This is a genomic window from Macromonas bipunctata (assembly GCF_002837135.1).
GTDB lineage: Bacteria > Pseudomonadota > Gammaproteobacteria > Burkholderiales > Burkholderiaceae_C > Macromonas_A > Macromonas_A bipunctata.
In genome coordinates, this window is record NZ_NWBQ01000060.1 from 15,903 (window position 1) to 30,884 (window position 14,982).

Genomic DNA, 14,982 nt, shown 5'->3' on the forward strand with positions numbered 1-14,982 from the left:
ACGTCATTGCATGCAAGCGGGTTACTGTAACGGTTCTTGCCCCCTTGCATTGCAGGCTGGAGTTTTCCAGCGTTGCCAGTTGTCTCCTCTGCCCTCTATGGGTGGTTATATGCCCGGACCAGTTTATGTGTCCGGGCTTTTTTTTGCCGGTACTGTTGCCGGTAGGCTGTACCATTTGCCCATGTCACGCCACACGCCCTCTTGCCACGCCGACGCGTCGGCCCCCATCACCCCCGCCGATTACCTGAAGAAAGTCCTGACCGCCCGCGTGTACGACGTGGCCATCGAGTCCGACCTGCAACCGGCGCGCCACCTCAGCCAGCGCCTGCACAACAAAATCCTGCTCAAGCGCGAGGACCAGCAGCCCGTGTTCAGCTTCAAGCTGCGCGGTGCGTACAACAAGCTGGCACACCTGACCCCCGAACAACTGGCCAAAGGCGTGATTTGCGCCTCGGCGGGCAACCACGCACAGGGCGTGTCGCTGGGCGCGCGCAAGCTGGGCACGCGGGCCGTGATTGTGATGCCCACCACCACGCCGCAGCTCAAGATTGATGCCGTCAAGAGCTTTGGCGGCGAAGTGGTGCTGTTTGGTGAGAGCTATTCCGACGCTTACGCCCATTCGCTCAAGCTGGAACAGGAACAAGGCCTGACCTTCGTCCACCCGTTCGACGACCCGTACGTGATTGCAGGCCAGGGCACGATTGCGATGGAAATTTTGCGCCAACTGCAACGCCTGGGCTCCGATAGGCTGGACGCGGTGTTTGTGGCGATTGGCGGTGGTGGCCTAATTGCGGGCGTGGCCAATTACATCAAGGCCGTGCGCCCCGAGATCAAGGTCATTGGTGTGCAGATGAAAGACTCCGATGCCATGATGCAATCGGTGGCAGCGGGTGAGCGTGTCACGCTGCCCGACGTGGGCCTGTTCAGCGATGGCACCGCAGTGAAGTTGGTGGGCGAAGAAACTTTCCGCATCAGCCAGGAGTTGGTGGACGACTTCATGGCCGTGGACACCGACGCGGTGTGCGCCGCTATCAAGGACGTGTTTGTCGATACCCGCAGCATTGTGGAACCCGCCGGAGCGATGGCGGTGGCGGCCATCAAGCAGTATGTGGCCACGCACAAAACCAAGGGCGAGACCTACGCCGCCATCCTGTGCGGCGCCAACATGAACTTTGACCGCCTGCGCTTTGTGGCCGAACGCGCCGAAGTGGGCGAAGAACGCGAAGCCCTGTTTGCCGTGACGCTGCCCGAGGAACGCGGCAGCTTTAGGCGTTTTCTGGAAACGATCGCCAACCTGGCCGGGGGCGCGCGCAGCGTCACCGAATTCAACTACCGCATCAGCCAAGCGCAACTGGCGCACGTGTTCATTGGCCTGACCACACACGGCAGGGGCGAAAGCACCAAGATCGCCACCAGCTTCGAGCAACAGGGCTTTGCCACGCTGGACTTGACGCAGGACGATCTGGCCCAAGAACACTTGCGGCACATGGTGGGCGGGCATTCGCCGCTGGCGCAAGATGAGCGCCTGCTGCGCTTTACCTTCCCCGAGCGCCCCGGTGCGTTGCTCAAATTTTTGAGCCTGATGCGCCCGAACTGGAACATCAGCCTGTTCCACTACCGCAACCAGGGCGCGGACTATGGCCGCATTCTGGTGGGGTTGCAAGTGCCACCCAGCGACGATGCGGCATTCCAGGAGTTTCTGGCGGCGCTGGACTACCCGTGGGTGGAAGAAACGCACAACCCGGCGTACCGCCTGTTCCTCAAGACCTGAACGCCCGCATGCAGGGACTCAAGCACTTTCTGCTGGCGTTGCAGTTTTTCACGCGCATCCCGGTCACGGGCGCGCTGGCGGCTTGGGTCGGCTACAGCCCCGCCATGTTGCGCGCCAGCACGGCGCACTTTCCGGCCGTGGGCGCGGTGGTGGGCACCGTGGCGGCGGGCGTGTACGCGCTGCTGTGCCTGCATCTGCCCTCGGCGGTGGGGGTGACGCTGGTGGCGGCGGTGTTGAGTACCGTGGCCACAGTGCTGGTCACGGGCGGCTTCCACGAGGACGGGCTGGCCGACCTGAGCGATGGCCTGGGCGGCAGTTACAGCCGCGAGCGCGCGCTGGAAATCATGAAAGATTCGCGTGTCGGCGCTTTTGGTGCCATGGCACTGGTGCTGGCGCTGCTGGCCAAGGTGGCGCTGCTGGCGTTGCTGGGGCAGGTGTCGCTGGCCAGCGCGGTGCTGGCGTTGTGGCTGGGGCATGTGGTATCGCGCACTTGGCCGCTGCTGACCATACGTGGTTTGCCCCACGTGGGGGATGTGGCGGGCAGCAAATCCAAACCGCTGGCGGATCAAATCTCCGGCCCGGTGTTGGCCACGGCACTGGCATGGTGCGCCGCCGCCGTGGCGCTGGCGTGGTGGGCACTGTCGGCCTTGCCACCCCATTGGCTCGGCGGCTTGGTGCAAGGCGAACGCTGGCCCGAGGTGCTGGCCAGTGGTTTGCTGGGCTCGGGCGCAGGCTGGGCGCTGGTGCATTGGCGCTTGCAGCGCCGCTTGCAGGGCTTTACCGGCGATGGGCTGGGTGCGGTGCAGCAAATGAGCGAAATCGGCTTCTACCTGGGCGTGGCCCTGGCACTGGGCTGATAGTGCCGCCGCCCGCTGAACTCGAACTGTGGCTGGTGCGGCACGCACGGCCTGTGATCGCCCCCGGCATCTGCTACGGCAGCACCGACGTGGCCGCCGATGCGGAACATACCGCACAGAGCGCCGCCCGCTTGTGGCGGGCGCTCAACGCCCAAAGCGCATCGGGCAACACCACCGAACACATCCCGTGGCAGGTGTGGGCCTCGCCACTGCAACGGGCACAAACCCTGGCGCAGGCCCTGCACGCCGCATCGGGCCACACCCTGCACTGGCACACCGACGCACGGCTGGCCGAGATGGACTTTGGCACTTGGGAAGGCCGCGCTTGGGCCGAATTGGGTGCCGATGCCTTTGCACCGTGGATGGCCGACTTTGCCCACCACCGCGTGGGCGGTGGCGACAGCGTGGCGCATTTCATGGCCCGCGTGGGGCAGGCGTGGCAACACGCGCTGCAACAGTGCCACGCACAGGGCCACACCCGCGCCATCTGGCTGACGCACGCCGGCGTGATCCGTGCCATGCGGCTATGTCACCAGGGCATCACCTGCCCCGCCAGCGCACAGGACTGGCCCGCCGACGCACCCGGCTATGGCGAGTGGACGGTGTTGCACTTCAACGTGGCAGGGGCGGCAGGCTCAGGCGCGTGACGGCGGGGCCGCCGGGCTGCGCTACCAATGTGGCGTCGCGCGCACCCAAGGCGCCCAACCATACGCCATCGGCCACAACAGCGCCAACGCGGTAGGCCTTAGCGGGTTGGCCGTTGGTGGCGATCAGGGCCAGACCAGCGCCGTTGCGGTCACGCACCACGCCCAGCAGCACATGGTTGGATGCCGTAGCGGCGGGCGCGGTCGCCAGCGTGGCGGTGGAAGATACCCCCAGGCCGCGCGCCACCCCATCGGTCTCCACCGCCAAGCGCTGCGCCGCCACCAGCGGCACCGGCTCGGGCGGGGTCTGGCCCCACCAGCGCCAGCCCCAGTGCGCCAGCGACAAGCCCACGCCCAACCACAGCAGCATCGCCCCCCACGTAGGGGGCGCTGGCAAACGGCGGGCGACAACAGTTGGCATGGTGATCAAAAAGAAAGCGCCGCCAGCACACACAGGCCGGCGCCGGCACGGCGTGATCGTATGATAGCCGCCCATGCGCTTGACCTACTTTTCCCTTCCCGACCTGCCCCGTTCGCGGCCGCGGCGCCGCCTGGCTGGCAGCACCCCGCGCCAGCGCGGCTTTACCCTGATCGAGCTGATGGTGATTCTGGTCATCATTGGCACCCTGGCGGCGCTGATCGTACCCAACGTGCTCGACCGCGCCGACGAGGCACGTACCACCGCGGCCCGCACCGATGTCAACAACCTGATGCAGGCGCTCAAGCTGTACCGGCTCGACAACCAACGCTACCCCAGCACCGAACAAGGCCTGCAAGCTCTGGTGACACAGCCCACCAGCGGGCCGCAACCGCTGAAGTGGCGGCCCTACCTGGACAAGCTGCCCACCGACCCCTGGGGCCGTCCGTACCAATACCTCAATCCGGGCGTGCATGGCCCGGTGGATGTGCTGTCACTGGGCGCCGATGGCCAGCCGGGCGGCGAAGGCGATGCCGCCGATGTCGGGAGCTGGCAATAATTGCGGCTGCACCCAAGTCGGTGGCCACGCCAACCACACGCAGGGGCGCATCACCGGGCAGCACGCGGCTTTACGCTGATTGAGCTGCTGGTGGTGCTGCTGATCCTGGCCGTGGCCAGCAGCGGCGTCGGGCTGGCGTTGCACGACACCGAACACGATGTGCTGGAGCGCGAAGCCTTACGCCTGAGCAGCCTGCTGGAAGCGGCACGGGCACAGTCGCGCGCCACAGGCATCACGCTGCATTGGCGCAGCACCGCGCAGGGCTTTGAGTTTGTCGATGCCAACGGTCAGCCCCTGGCCAACGATCCCAGCTTGCAGGCGCCACGGCACTGGCCCAATCCGGATTTGCAAGTGGACGTGGTGCGCCCCGCCAACGCCCCGCAACTGCTGCTGGGGCCAGAGCCCTTGCTGCCCGCCCAGACGGTGCGGCTGCGACTGAACGGGCGCTCGGTGCTGGTCCACAGCGACGGGTTTTCGCCCTTTGCGGTGGGTGGCGGTGACACGCCCGCCAGCGCCAACACGCCATGACGACGGCCAGCACCCCAACACGGGACACTTGTGCCAGCCCGCTCGCACCAACAGCACCGGTACCGGCACAGCAAGGCTTCACCCTGATTGAAGTGCTGGTGGCGCTGGCCATCGTCGGCATCACCCTGACCGCCGGACTGCAAGCCACCGGTGCGCTGACGCGCCACGCCGAACGCCAGCGCCTGCAATGGCTGGCCCAGCTGTGCGCCGACAACGCCCTGGTGCAAGTGCGGCTGGCCACGCAGATGCCCCCCATTGGGCGCAACAGCAGCAACTGCGAACAGGCCGGACACACGCTGGAGGTGGTGCAGGACGTGTCGCCCACGCCCAACCCCAGTTTTAGGCGCGTGGTGACGCAAGTCCACACCGGTGCCGACAGCGACGATGGCCGTCGGCTGCTGCTGCAACTGTCCACCGTGGTGGGGCGGTATTGATGGCACGCCGCCGACGCCCCACCCACCCGCTGGCACGCACTGCCCTGCGCGGCCTGACGCTGATCGAGCTGCTGGTGGCGCTGGCGCTGATGGCGGTACTCACAACGCTGAGCTGGCGCGTGCTGGACGGCATGACCCGCACCCAGCAACAAACGCAGGAACACGCCGACAGCTCGCAGCAATGGCAAGTGGCGCTGGCCCAGTGGCAGACCGACCTGGACGCGCTGCAGGAGACCAACCTGCAAACTGCGGTGGATTTCAATGGCCGCGTGCTGCGCCTGACGCGGCGCGCCCCGGCCAGTGCCACCGAAGCCGACAACGGCCTGCACGTGGTGGCCTGGGCGCTGCAACCCGACGCTGAAGCGGGCAACGGCCTGCGCTGGGCGCGCTGGATGTCGCCCCCGCTGCGCCAGCGCCAAGAACTGGAACGCGCCTGGCAGCAGGCCGCACAATGGGCTGAGAACCCCGGCGGCAGCAACACCGCGCAAGAACGCCAATGGCTGCTGACCCCCGTGGCCGCATGGCAACTGTTCTACCACCGGGGCGGCAGCTGGAGCAACCCGCAATCCAGCGCCGATGCGGGCACCAGCGCCACCACGCCCGGCGAAGCCACAGGCACCCCGCGTACGGTGGCAACACCACCCGATGGCATCCGCCTGCAACTCACCCTGCCCGACACCACCAGCCCCAGCGGCACCCTGACGGTGGACTGGGTGCGGCCCCAGACCGGCGGGGGCAAAGCGCAATGAAGCCCCACCCGCACGCACCCGCCACCCCACCACGCCAGCGCGGCGCCGCCCTGCTGCTGGCCATGCTGATCGTGGCGCTGGTGGCCAGCCTGAGCGCCGCCGCCTTCTGGCAACAATGGCGGGCTTGGGCGGTGGAAGCGGCCGAACAGCAGCGCAGCCAGACCGCCTGGGTACTGACCGGGGCGCTGGACTGGGGCCGGCTGATCCTGCGCCAGGACGCACGCGCCAGCAGCACCGACCATCTGGCCGAACCGTGGGCGGTACCGTTGCAAGAAAGCCAGCTCTCCACCTTTCTGGCGGGCAACAACGACAGTGCCAGTGAAACCAACGACGTGGCGCTGCAAGCCTTTTTGTCCGGCGAAATCCACGACCTGCAAGGCCGCCTGAACCTGCGCAACCTGGTGGCCAGCGGCAACACACTGTCGGAACCCGACTGGCGAGCCTGGCAACGGCTGTACCGCACGCTGGGGCTGCCAGAAAGCGAACTCAGCGCCGTGGCACAACGCCTGCGCCTGGCACTGGAACCCGCGCAGGACGCCGCCAGCACCGCACCCCTGCTGCCACAAGGCTGGGCGCAAGTGGGTTGGCTGGGGATGTCGACACACAGCGCGCGCACGCTGGCCCCGTACGCCACCTGGCTGCCGGAGCGCACCCCGCTCAACCTCAACACCGCCAGCGCGCTGGCGCTGCATGCCACCATACCGGGGCTGGACTTGGCACAGGCGCAGCAACTGGTCACGCAACGCCAGCGCAGCCACTTTGCCAGCGTCGCCGATGCCGCCAGCCAGGTGCAGGGCCTGGGCGCCAATGCCATCAACCCGCAGCAGCACAGCACCAGCAGCCGCTACTTCGAGATCCTGGGCCAGCTGCGGCTGGACGACAGCGTCACCGCCGAAAGCTCCACCGTGGTGCGCAACGGCACCGAAGTCCGGGTGCTGTGGCGGCAACGGGCAGCGGTGCCGGGCCACGCGGGGCACAGGTCAATCGCGCCACCAGTCATTCCAGCGTCATCGCTAGAATGATGCGCGGTTTGGGCACCTGATGTTGTTCGTTTTTTGCACCGGCCATTTCTGACATTGAAACCACCGCTGTGCTGCTGCTGATTCCCGCCTCCCCTTTTCCTATGGCTGCCGATGCGCCCCTGCTGTGGCATTGGGTGCAATCCTCCGACGGCCTGACGCCCGACGCGCAGGGCCAGCACGCCGCCACCGGCAGCTGGCCCACCGATGCCGAACGGGTGCTGGTGGTGCCGGTGCAGCAGCTGTCGTACCACCAGGTGATGGTGCCCAAGGTCAACACCGCCCGCCTGCCCGCCGTGCTGGCCGGGCTGCTGGAAGAGCAGCTGCTGGACGAACCGGAACAGCTGCACGTGGCACTGGCCCCCGGTGCGGTGGCGGGCAGCAGCGCCCCGGTCTGGGTGGCAGCGTGCCAGCGGGCGTGGCTGCAGCGTTGCCTGCAGGCGCTGGAACAGGCGCAGTGCCCCGTCAGCCGCATCGTGCCAGCGGCGGCGCCGCAAGAGCTATCCCAACTGGGCGTCTACGCCGACCCCACCAGCGACCACACCCACTGGCACCTGTGCGGCCCGCACGGCGTGGTGACGCTGGCCTGGCCACGCAACGCCGACCCACACCCCGGCGCCCCTCCAGCAGCCTTGCTGCGCGGTCTGACTCCCTGGCCACTGCCCACCCACACCAGCACGCCCTGGCCCGACGAGCTGCACGCCTGCGCCGACAACGCCAGCACCGGCCTGGCCGAACACGCCTGGCCAGAACTGCGTTGGCACGCCGAACCCGTGGCCGCCAGCTGGCTGCGCGCCGCCCGCAGCGACTGGAACCTGGCCCAGTTCGACTTCAAGCTCTCGGCCCCCACACGGCGGCGCCAATGGGCCCAGCGCACGCTGCGCCAGCTGTGGCAGGATCCCGCCTGGCGCGTGGCGCGCTGGGGCCTGGCCAGCCTGGCCGTGGTGCAACTGGTCGGCCTCAACCTGAGCGCCTGGCAAGAGCGCCAGGCCTTGCGCCAGCAGCAACGGGCCGTGCAACAGACGCTGACCCAGACCTTCCCGCACGTGACGCTGGTGCTGGATGCCCCATGGCAAATGCAGCGCGAACTCGACCAGCTGCGCGAGCGCCAGGGCGACACCACCGGGCGCGACCTGGAAAGCCTGCTGCAAGCCATCGGCCACAGCCAGCAAGACACGCCGTGGCGCTACCAGCAACTCGACTTCACCCCCGAACGCACCACCCTGAGCGGCGTGCAACTGCCGCCCGACCAGGCCAGCGCCATCCAGGCGCGGCTGGCCCAGCACGGCTGGCACGCCACCCTGCAGGGGCCCGACATGCAACTGCGCCCCGCCGGAGCCATGCCATGAACCGCACCGCCCTGCAACAGTTTTGGCGCGCGCGGCCAGCGCGCGAGCGGTACGCCCTGGTGGTAGCAGGGCTGGTGGTGGGCACGGCGCTGCTGTGGCAGCTGGGCGTGGCGCCCGCCTGGCGCACCCTGCGCGACGCACCCGCACAACGCGCGGCGGCGCAACAGCAGCTCAACGCCATGCAGGCGCTGGCCGCCCAGGCACGGGCATTGCAAGGCCAGACCGGTCGCAGCGCCCTGCCCCACGCGGAACGGCTGCGTGCGCTGGAAACCGCCACCCAACAGCACCTGGGCACGCAAGCCCGCATCGCACCCAGCGCCGAATCGGTACAGGTTACGCTGCAGAACGCGCCAGCACCGGCCGTGGCGCAATGGCTGCAGCAGGTGCGCCTCAACGCCCAGCTGCCTGTCACCAGCGCCAGCCTGACCCGCAGCGGTGACCAGCACTGGAGCGGCACACTGGTGCTGGGCGGGCCGGGGCTGCAAGCGCCATGAAGCACTGGTCACGCAATCACCCCGCCGGGGCTGGTCACAACTCTGGTAGGCCACACTGGCGCGGCTGGGCAGCGGCAAGCGCCGGGCTGCTGCTGGGCAGCGTGGTGTTTGCACCCGCCCGCTGGGCCGCGCAATGGGTGCAACAGGCCAGCCAGGGCCAGGTGCAACTGCGCAACGCACAGGGCAGTCTGTGGCACGGTCAGGCCGATGTGCTGCTGCGCGGTGGCCACGGCAGCCGGGCCGAACTGGCACTGCCGCAGGGCATCCAATGGCAACTGCGGCCCGGCTGGGCCGAAGGTGCGCCCGTGCTGCGCCTGCACCTGACGGCGCCGTGCTGCATGGCACAGCCGATGCAATGGCAACTCTACGCGGGCTGGGGCGGCTCCGGTGTGCGCCTGGACGCCCACCGCAGCCAATGGCCCGCTGGCTGGCTCGCCGGGCTGGGCACACCCTGGAACACCATCGGGCTGCAAGGCCAGCTGGTGCTGGACACCCCCGGCCTGCAACTGCACTGGGCGCAAGGGCGGCTGCAATGGTTGGGTGGCCTGACGCTGGACGCGCTGGACGTGACCTCCCCGCTGTCCACCCTGCAACCGCTGGGCAGCTACCGCCTCTCGCTTAGCACCCGCCCCGGCCAGCCCATGCCCGCGCTGCAACTGCACACCCTGCACGGCGAACTCGCACTGCAAGGCGAAGGCCAGTGGAGCGGCGCCCGGTTCCGCTTCCGGGGCACCGCCCAGGCCAGCCCCGCCAGCGTGGGCGCAGTCTCCAACCTGTTGAACCTGCTGGGCCGCCGCGATGGCGTGCGCGCCCACATCAGCCTCGGATAGATTTTTTCATGCGCCACGCTACGCCTCCTTTTGTCCAACGCCCGCTCTGGAGCGGCCTGCTGCTGGCCGCGCTGTGTGGCGGTCTTTCCTTAAACAGCTTGTCGGCCCAAGCACAAACCCCACCCGCCGCCAACAGCGCCCCCACCGTGCGCCCCGGCGAGCCCATCACGCTCAACTTCGTCAATGCCGAGATCGAAGCCGTGGCACAGACGCTGGGCCAATTGGTGGGCCGTCAAGTGGTGGTCGATCCGCGCGTCAAGGGCACCATCAGCCTGAGCACCGACAAACCCCTGCCCCCCCACGCGGCGCTCAACCAGTTCATGGCCGCACTGCGCCTGCGCGGCTTTGCGCTGGTCGAAGCCGAAGGCCTGTACAAGGTGGTGCCCGAGGCCGAAGCCAAGTTGCAAAGCCCCACGGTACTGAACGACAAGGCCAGTGCCAGCGGCGGCCAGATCGTGACGCAGATCTTCCGGCTCAACCACGAAAACGCCAACAACCTGGTGCCGGTGCTGCGCCCACTCATCAGCCCTAACAACACCATCAACGTCAACCCGGGCACCAACGCGCTGGTCATCACCGACTACGCCGACAACCTGCGCCGCCTGGGCCGCATCGTGGCCGCGTTGGACGTGTCCAACGCCAGCGACGTGGAAGTGATTCCGCTGCAACACGCGCTGGCCAACGACCTGGCACCGCTGGTGCAGCGCCTGATCGACGGCAGCGGCGCGGCCAGCGGCGCCGCCACGGGCGCAGCGGGTGGCGCCGACACCTCGTTCAAGACCGTGCTGTTGCCCGAGCCGCGCAGCAACGCGCTGATCCTGCGCGCCGCCAACCCGGCGCGGGTGGCACTGGTGCGCTCGCTGGTGAGCAAGCTCGATCGACCCAACAGCACCGGGGCCAACGGCAACATCCACGTGGTGTACCTCAAGAACGCCGATGCCGTGCAACTGGCCACTACCTTGCGCGCTGCCTTGGCCGCTGACAACGCCAGCGCAAGCAGCGGCAACAGCCCCGCCGGAGCGACCAGCGGCACCACCACGGCTGCCACACCGCGCACCACCGGTAACGCGGCCAGCGCCGCCGTGGCCCCCAGTGCCGCCCCCTCGGTGGGTGGACAAATCCAGGCCGACCCGGCCACCAACGCCCTCATCATCAGCGCGCCGGAACCGCAGTACCGCCAACTGCGTGCCGTGATCGACAAACTCGATATGCGCCGTGCGCAGGTGTACGTCGAAAGCCTGATCGCCGAAGTCAATGCGGACAAAGCCGCCGAGTTCGGCGTGCAATGGCAAGGCGCGCTGGGCCGCGCGGGCGATGGCGTGGTCGGGCTGCTGGGCACCAACTTCAGCACCAGCGCGGCAGCCAACATCCTCAACGTGGCCACCGGCGCGGCGCTGCCCTCGGCGGGCCTCAACATCGGCGCGGCACAGCGCACCAACGGCACCTATGTGCTGAGCTTTCTGGCGCGCTTCATCGAGCAAAACGGCGAGGGCAACATCTTGTCCACCCCCAACCTGCTGACGCTGGACAACGAGGAAGCCAAGATCGTGATCGGGCAGAACGTGCCGTTCGTCACCGGCCAGTACACCAACAACAACTCGGCCAACGGTGCGGTCAACCCCTTCCAGACCGTCGAGCGCAAAGACGTGGGCCTGACGCTGCGCGTCAAACCACAGATCAGCGAAAACGGCACCGTCAAGATGAACATCTTTCAGGAAGTCAGCAGCGTGCTGAGCTCCACCCTGAAAGACCCCAACGGCCCCACCACCAACAAACGCTCCATCGAATCGAGCGTGCTGGTGGACGACGGCAACATCGTGGTGCTGGGCGGCCTGCTGTCGGACGAATACGGTGGCAACGAGGACAAGGTGCCCCTGCTGGGCGACCTGCCCGTGCTGGGCAACCTGTTCAAAAGCGAGCGACGCAACCGCAAGAAAACCAACCTGATGGTGTTCCTGCGCCCGGTCGTCATCCGCGACATCCGCCAAAGCGACAGCCTGGCCCAGGACCGCTACGAACTGATGCGCGCAGCCCAGATCCAGCAACAACCCAAACCCAGCAACGTGCTGGGCATCAACGAAGCCCCCGCACTGCCCGAACTGGACTTGAGCGGCCGCCGGACACCGCTGTCGGGGCTGGTGCAACAGGCCGCACCCGCCGACGCAACACCGGCCAGCGCCACACCCCAGCCTGTGCTCACAACACCAGCGTCCACTCCGGCACCGGCCAGCCCCAGCGCCCTGTAACGCCCCACCATGAGCACCGCCCACCCCCTGCCCTACGCCTACGCCCGCGAACACCGTTTGCTGCTGGAGCGGCTGCACGGCGACGTGGTGCTGTGGGTGCCCGCTGTGGCTCCTGCGGCAACGGACACCGCCGCCCAACGCACCACCCTGCTCAGCGCCATCGCTGAAGTGCAACGCCGCTACGGCCCATGCCAGTTGCAAGTCGAAGACGCAAGCCTGCTGGCCCAGCGCATCAGCGCCGCCTACGCCAACCAAGGCGATGCCAGTGCCGCCGCCGTGGTCAGCGAGGTCGAATCCGATGCCGACCTCAGCCGCATGATGCAAGAGCTGCCCGCCATCGAAGATTTGCTCGAAACCGCCGACGACGCGCCCATCATCCGCATGCTCAACGCGCTGCTGACGCAAGCCGCACGCGATGGGGCCAGCGACATCCACATCGAACCTTATGAGCGCCACTCCAGCGTGCGCTTTCGCGTCGATGGCACCTTGCGCGAGGTGGTGCAACCCAACCGCGCCCTGCACGCCGCGCTCATCAGCCGCCTCAAAATCATGGCGGAACTCGACATCTCCGAAAAACGCCTGCCGCAAGATGGCCGCATCAGCCTGCGCCTGGGCACCCGCGCCATCGACGTGCGCGTCTCCACCCTGCCCAGCGCCCACGGCGAACGCGCCGTGCTGCGCCTGCTGGACAAATCCGGCAGCAAACTCACGCTGGAAGCCGTGGGCATGCAAGGCCACGTGCTGCAACAACTCGATGCGCTGATCCACCAGCCGCACGGCATCATCCTCGTCACCGGCCCCACCGGCTCGGGCAAGACCACCACGCTGTACGCGGCGCTGCAACGGCTGGACGCGCAGCGGCTCAACATCATGACGGTGGAAGACCCCATCGAGTACGAACTGCCCGGTGTGGGCCAGACCCAAGTCAACGCCAAAATTGAACTCACCTTTGCCAAGGCCCTGCGCGCGCTGCTGCGGCAAGACCCCGATGTGATCATGATCGGGGAAATCCGCGACTTCGAAACCGCCCAGATCGCCATCCAGGCCAGCCTGACCGGCCACTTGGTGTTGGCCACGCTGCACACCAACGATGCCACCAGCGCCGTCACACGCCTGACCGACATGGGCATCGAACCCTTCTTGCTCAGCAGCTCCTTGCTGGGCGTGCTGGCGCAACGCTTGGTGCGCAAGCTCTGCCCCCACTGCCACGGCGCGGGTTGTGCCGACTGCGGCCACAGCGGCTACCAGGGCCGCACTGGCGTGTTCGAGCTGCTGGTGGCCGACGATGCCATCCGTGCCCACATCCACCGCCAAGCGGCAGAGGCCGACATCCGCGCCACCGCGCTGGCCAGCGGCATGGTGCTCATGCGCGACGACGGCGAACGGCTGGTGCAAGCGGGCATCACCAGCCGCGAAGAGCTGCTGCGCGTCACGCGCGACTGAAGCGGCTGCCGCCACGCCCGCTGGCGTATCCTTGCGCACCATGACGCTCCACATTCCCACGCTGTTGCTGACGCTGGTGGTGGCCACGGTGACCATGTCGCTGGCCATTGCCTACATCACCTACCGCCGCCAGCAGGCACTGGTCATCATGGCCGGGGGCTGCTGCTGCATGGCTTGGGCTACGGGCTGTTCAGCGTGCGGGGCTTGATTCCGGACGCGGTGTCGGTGGTGCTGGCCAACGTGTCGGTGCACAGCGCCTGCGCGCTGTACGTGCTGGCGTTGTACCGGCTGCAAGAACGCCCGCCCACGCGCTGGCTGCTGGTGCTGCCCGTGCTGGTCATCGCACTGACCCTGCCGTGGCTGTTGCGCGACTACACCCTGCGCCGCTTGCTGGTATCGGCGGTCAGCCTGTTCCAGTTTGGGCACATGTTGGTGCTGCTGCACCAGCGCCGCCACGTCACACCGGGCCGTGGGCACCGCATCCTGGCCTTTGCCGCACTGCTGACGTGCGCTTTGATGCTGTACCGCCTAGGCGTGACCCTGGCAGGCTGGGACACCGCCCGGCAAGTCACCGACTCCACCTTCACCGTGGTGATGACCTTCATGCTGGTGCTGATGGTCATCCTGCTGCTGTCCACCGGCACCCTGCTGATGGTGCAAGAGCGCAGCGAGCACGCCCTGGCCGCCAGCGAGGCGCGCTACCGCCTGCTGGTCGAATCGGCCAACGAGGGCATCTGCGTGATTGCCAACGGCCACATCGAATTCATCAACACTCAAGGTGCGGCCCTGTTTGGACACCCACCCGCAGCCCTGCTGCACCAACCCATCACCGCCTTCATCCACCCCGACGACCGCGACAGGGTGCGCGACAACCACCACCGGCGCCTGCAAGGCGTGGTCAACGGCATGACGTATGCCGCACGGGTACTGACCACGCCCGAGCACATCACCCGCTGGTTTGAAGTCAGCGGTGTGGCCCTGGAATGGCACGGCCAGCACGCGGCGCTGAACTTCTTCACCGACATCACCGAACGCAAAGAGATGGAAGAGCGCATCGAGCATCTGGCCTTTCACGATGCCCTGACGGGCCTGCCCAACCGCCGTCTGTTGCTCGACCGCATCACACAAGCCCAGCACGCCAACGGCCGCAGCCACGGGCACAGCGCGCTGGTGTTTCTGGACTTGGACAACTTCAAACCCCTCAACGACCGCCACGGCCACGCCACCGGCGACCTGTTGCTGGTACAGGTGGCACAGCGCCTGCACCAACACACCCGCGCCGCCGACACCGTGGCCCGCTTGGGCGGCGACGAGTTTGTGCTGTTGCTCCACGGCTTGGGCCCGGATCTGGCACCAGCCACCGCACAAGCCCACATGCTGGCACAACGCACCATCGCCACCTTGGCCCAACCTTACACCCTGCCCTTGGGCAGCGACCACGCGGCCACCACCGTCACCCACCATTGCACCGCCAGTGCGGGCGTGGCGCTCTTCAGCGACGACAGCGCCTCGGCCAACGATGTGCTGGACCACGCCGACGCTGCCATGTACGCGGCCAAGGCTGCAGGCCGGGGCCAAGTGCACCTGTTTTCGGATGCCGACCGCACGCCTGAAGCACCGCCGGCCACCTCGTAACCCATC

The 14,982-nt window shown here is 67.6% G+C and carries 16 protein-coding genes; 15 read left to right on the forward strand and 1 reads right to left on the reverse strand.

Features of this window, described 5'->3' with window-relative positions:
- The first annotated feature begins 181 nt into the window (after nucleotides 1-181).
- From ilvA to CON76_RS09750, 3 genes are read left to right on the forward strand one after another with little or no spacing between them, the layout of a single operon-like run.
- Nucleotides 182-1,771 (forward strand): threonine ammonia-lyase, biosynthetic, encoded by a 1,590-nt coding sequence (gene ilvA / locus CON76_RS09740; protein WP_101103164.1) that lies wholly within the window; start codon nucleotides 182-184, stop codon nucleotides 1,769-1,771.
- 8 nt (nucleotides 1,772-1,779) lie between these two features.
- Nucleotides 1,780-2,628: an adenosylcobinamide-GDP ribazoletransferase gene (locus CON76_RS09745; protein WP_101103165.1), complete on the forward strand. Its 849-nt coding sequence runs from the start codon at nucleotides 1,780-1,782 to the stop codon at nucleotides 2,626-2,628.
- Between the two features lie 2 nt (nucleotides 2,629-2,630).
- Nucleotides 2,631-3,275, forward strand: coding sequence for a histidine phosphatase family protein (locus CON76_RS09750; protein WP_101103166.1), 645 nt, complete (start codon nucleotides 2,631-2,633; stop codon nucleotides 3,273-3,275).
- Here the strand turns inward: CON76_RS09750 and CON76_RS09755 are convergent.
- Nucleotides 3,241-3,693: a general secretion pathway protein C gene (locus CON76_RS09755; protein WP_145995404.1), complete on the reverse strand. Its 453-nt coding sequence runs from the start codon at nucleotides 3,691-3,693 to the stop codon at nucleotides 3,241-3,243. The two genes, CON76_RS09750 and CON76_RS09755, sit on opposite strands and share 35 nt — an antisense overlap.
- Nucleotides 3,694-3,766: 73 nt before the next feature.
- Between CON76_RS09755 and gspG the strand changes: the two genes are divergently transcribed.
- The 12 genes from gspG (at nucleotide 3,767) to CON76_RS09810 (ending at nucleotide 14,976) form a co-directional block, all read left to right on the forward strand.
- Nucleotides 3,767-4,249 carry a type II secretion system major pseudopilin GspG gene (gene gspG, locus CON76_RS09760; RefSeq protein ID WP_101103168.1) on the forward strand — a complete coding sequence of 161 codons (483 nt, stop codon included), beginning with the start codon at nucleotides 3,767-3,769 and terminating at the stop codon, nucleotides 4,247-4,249.
- Nucleotides 4,250-4,777 (forward strand): GspH/FimT family pseudopilin, encoded by a 528-nt coding sequence (locus CON76_RS09765; RefSeq protein ID WP_338063689.1) that lies wholly within the window; start codon nucleotides 4,250-4,252, stop codon nucleotides 4,775-4,777.
- Nucleotides 4,774-5,211, forward strand: coding sequence for a type II secretion system minor pseudopilin GspI (gene gspI, locus CON76_RS09770; RefSeq protein ID WP_101103169.1), 438 nt, complete (start codon nucleotides 4,774-4,776; stop codon nucleotides 5,209-5,211). The genes CON76_RS09765 and gspI overlap by 4 nt, the downstream gene beginning before the upstream one ends.
- Nucleotides 5,211-5,960, forward strand: coding sequence for a PulJ/GspJ family protein (locus CON76_RS09775; protein WP_101103170.1), 750 nt, complete (start codon nucleotides 5,211-5,213; stop codon nucleotides 5,958-5,960). Before gspI ends, CON76_RS09775 begins: the two co-directional genes overlap by 1 nt.
- A complete protein-coding gene (gspK, locus tag CON76_RS09780; RefSeq protein WP_101103171.1) occupies nucleotides 5,957-6,982 on the forward strand; it encodes a type II secretion system minor pseudopilin GspK in 1,026 nt (341 codons plus the stop codon). The genes CON76_RS09775 and gspK overlap by 4 nt, the downstream gene beginning before the upstream one ends.
- Nucleotides 6,983-7,050: 68 nt before the next feature.
- The gene (gspL, locus tag CON76_RS09785; protein ID WP_101103172.1) at nucleotides 7,051-8,328 is read left to right on the forward strand and encodes a type II secretion system protein GspL; all 1,278 of its coding nucleotides are present in this window, start codon (nucleotides 7,051-7,053) and stop codon (nucleotides 8,326-8,328) included.
- Nucleotides 8,325-8,822 (forward strand): type II secretion system protein GspM, encoded by a 498-nt coding sequence (gspM, locus tag CON76_RS09790; protein WP_101103173.1) that lies wholly within the window; start codon nucleotides 8,325-8,327, stop codon nucleotides 8,820-8,822. Before gspL ends, gspM begins: the two co-directional genes overlap by 4 nt.
- Nucleotides 8,819-9,652 carry a type II secretion system protein N gene (gspN, locus tag CON76_RS09795; protein ID WP_101103174.1) on the forward strand — a complete coding sequence of 278 codons (834 nt, stop codon included), beginning with the start codon at nucleotides 8,819-8,821 and terminating at the stop codon, nucleotides 9,650-9,652. The genes gspM and gspN overlap by 4 nt, the downstream gene beginning before the upstream one ends.
- Nucleotides 9,653-9,660: 8 nt before the next feature.
- Nucleotides 9,661-11,898, forward strand: coding sequence for a type II secretion system secretin GspD (gspD, locus tag CON76_RS09800; protein ID WP_101103175.1), 2,238 nt, complete (start codon nucleotides 9,661-9,663; stop codon nucleotides 11,896-11,898).
- 9 nt (nucleotides 11,899-11,907) lie between these two features.
- Nucleotides 11,908-13,341 (forward strand): GspE/PulE family protein, encoded by a 1,434-nt coding sequence (locus CON76_RS09805; protein WP_101103176.1) that lies wholly within the window; start codon nucleotides 11,908-11,910, stop codon nucleotides 13,339-13,341.
- 40 nt (nucleotides 13,342-13,381) lie between these two features.
- The gene (locus CON76_RS13140; RefSeq protein ID WP_169929028.1) at nucleotides 13,382-13,549 is read left to right on the forward strand and encodes a hypothetical protein; all 168 of its coding nucleotides are present in this window, start codon (nucleotides 13,382-13,384) and stop codon (nucleotides 13,547-13,549) included.
- Nucleotides 13,537-14,976, forward strand: a complete 1,440-nt coding sequence (locus CON76_RS09810) for a sensor domain-containing diguanylate cyclase (protein WP_145995405.1) — start codon at nucleotides 13,537-13,539, stop codon at nucleotides 14,974-14,976. The genes CON76_RS13140 and CON76_RS09810 overlap by 13 nt, the downstream gene beginning before the upstream one ends.
- The last annotated feature ends 6 nt before the right edge of the window (nucleotides 14,977-14,982 follow it).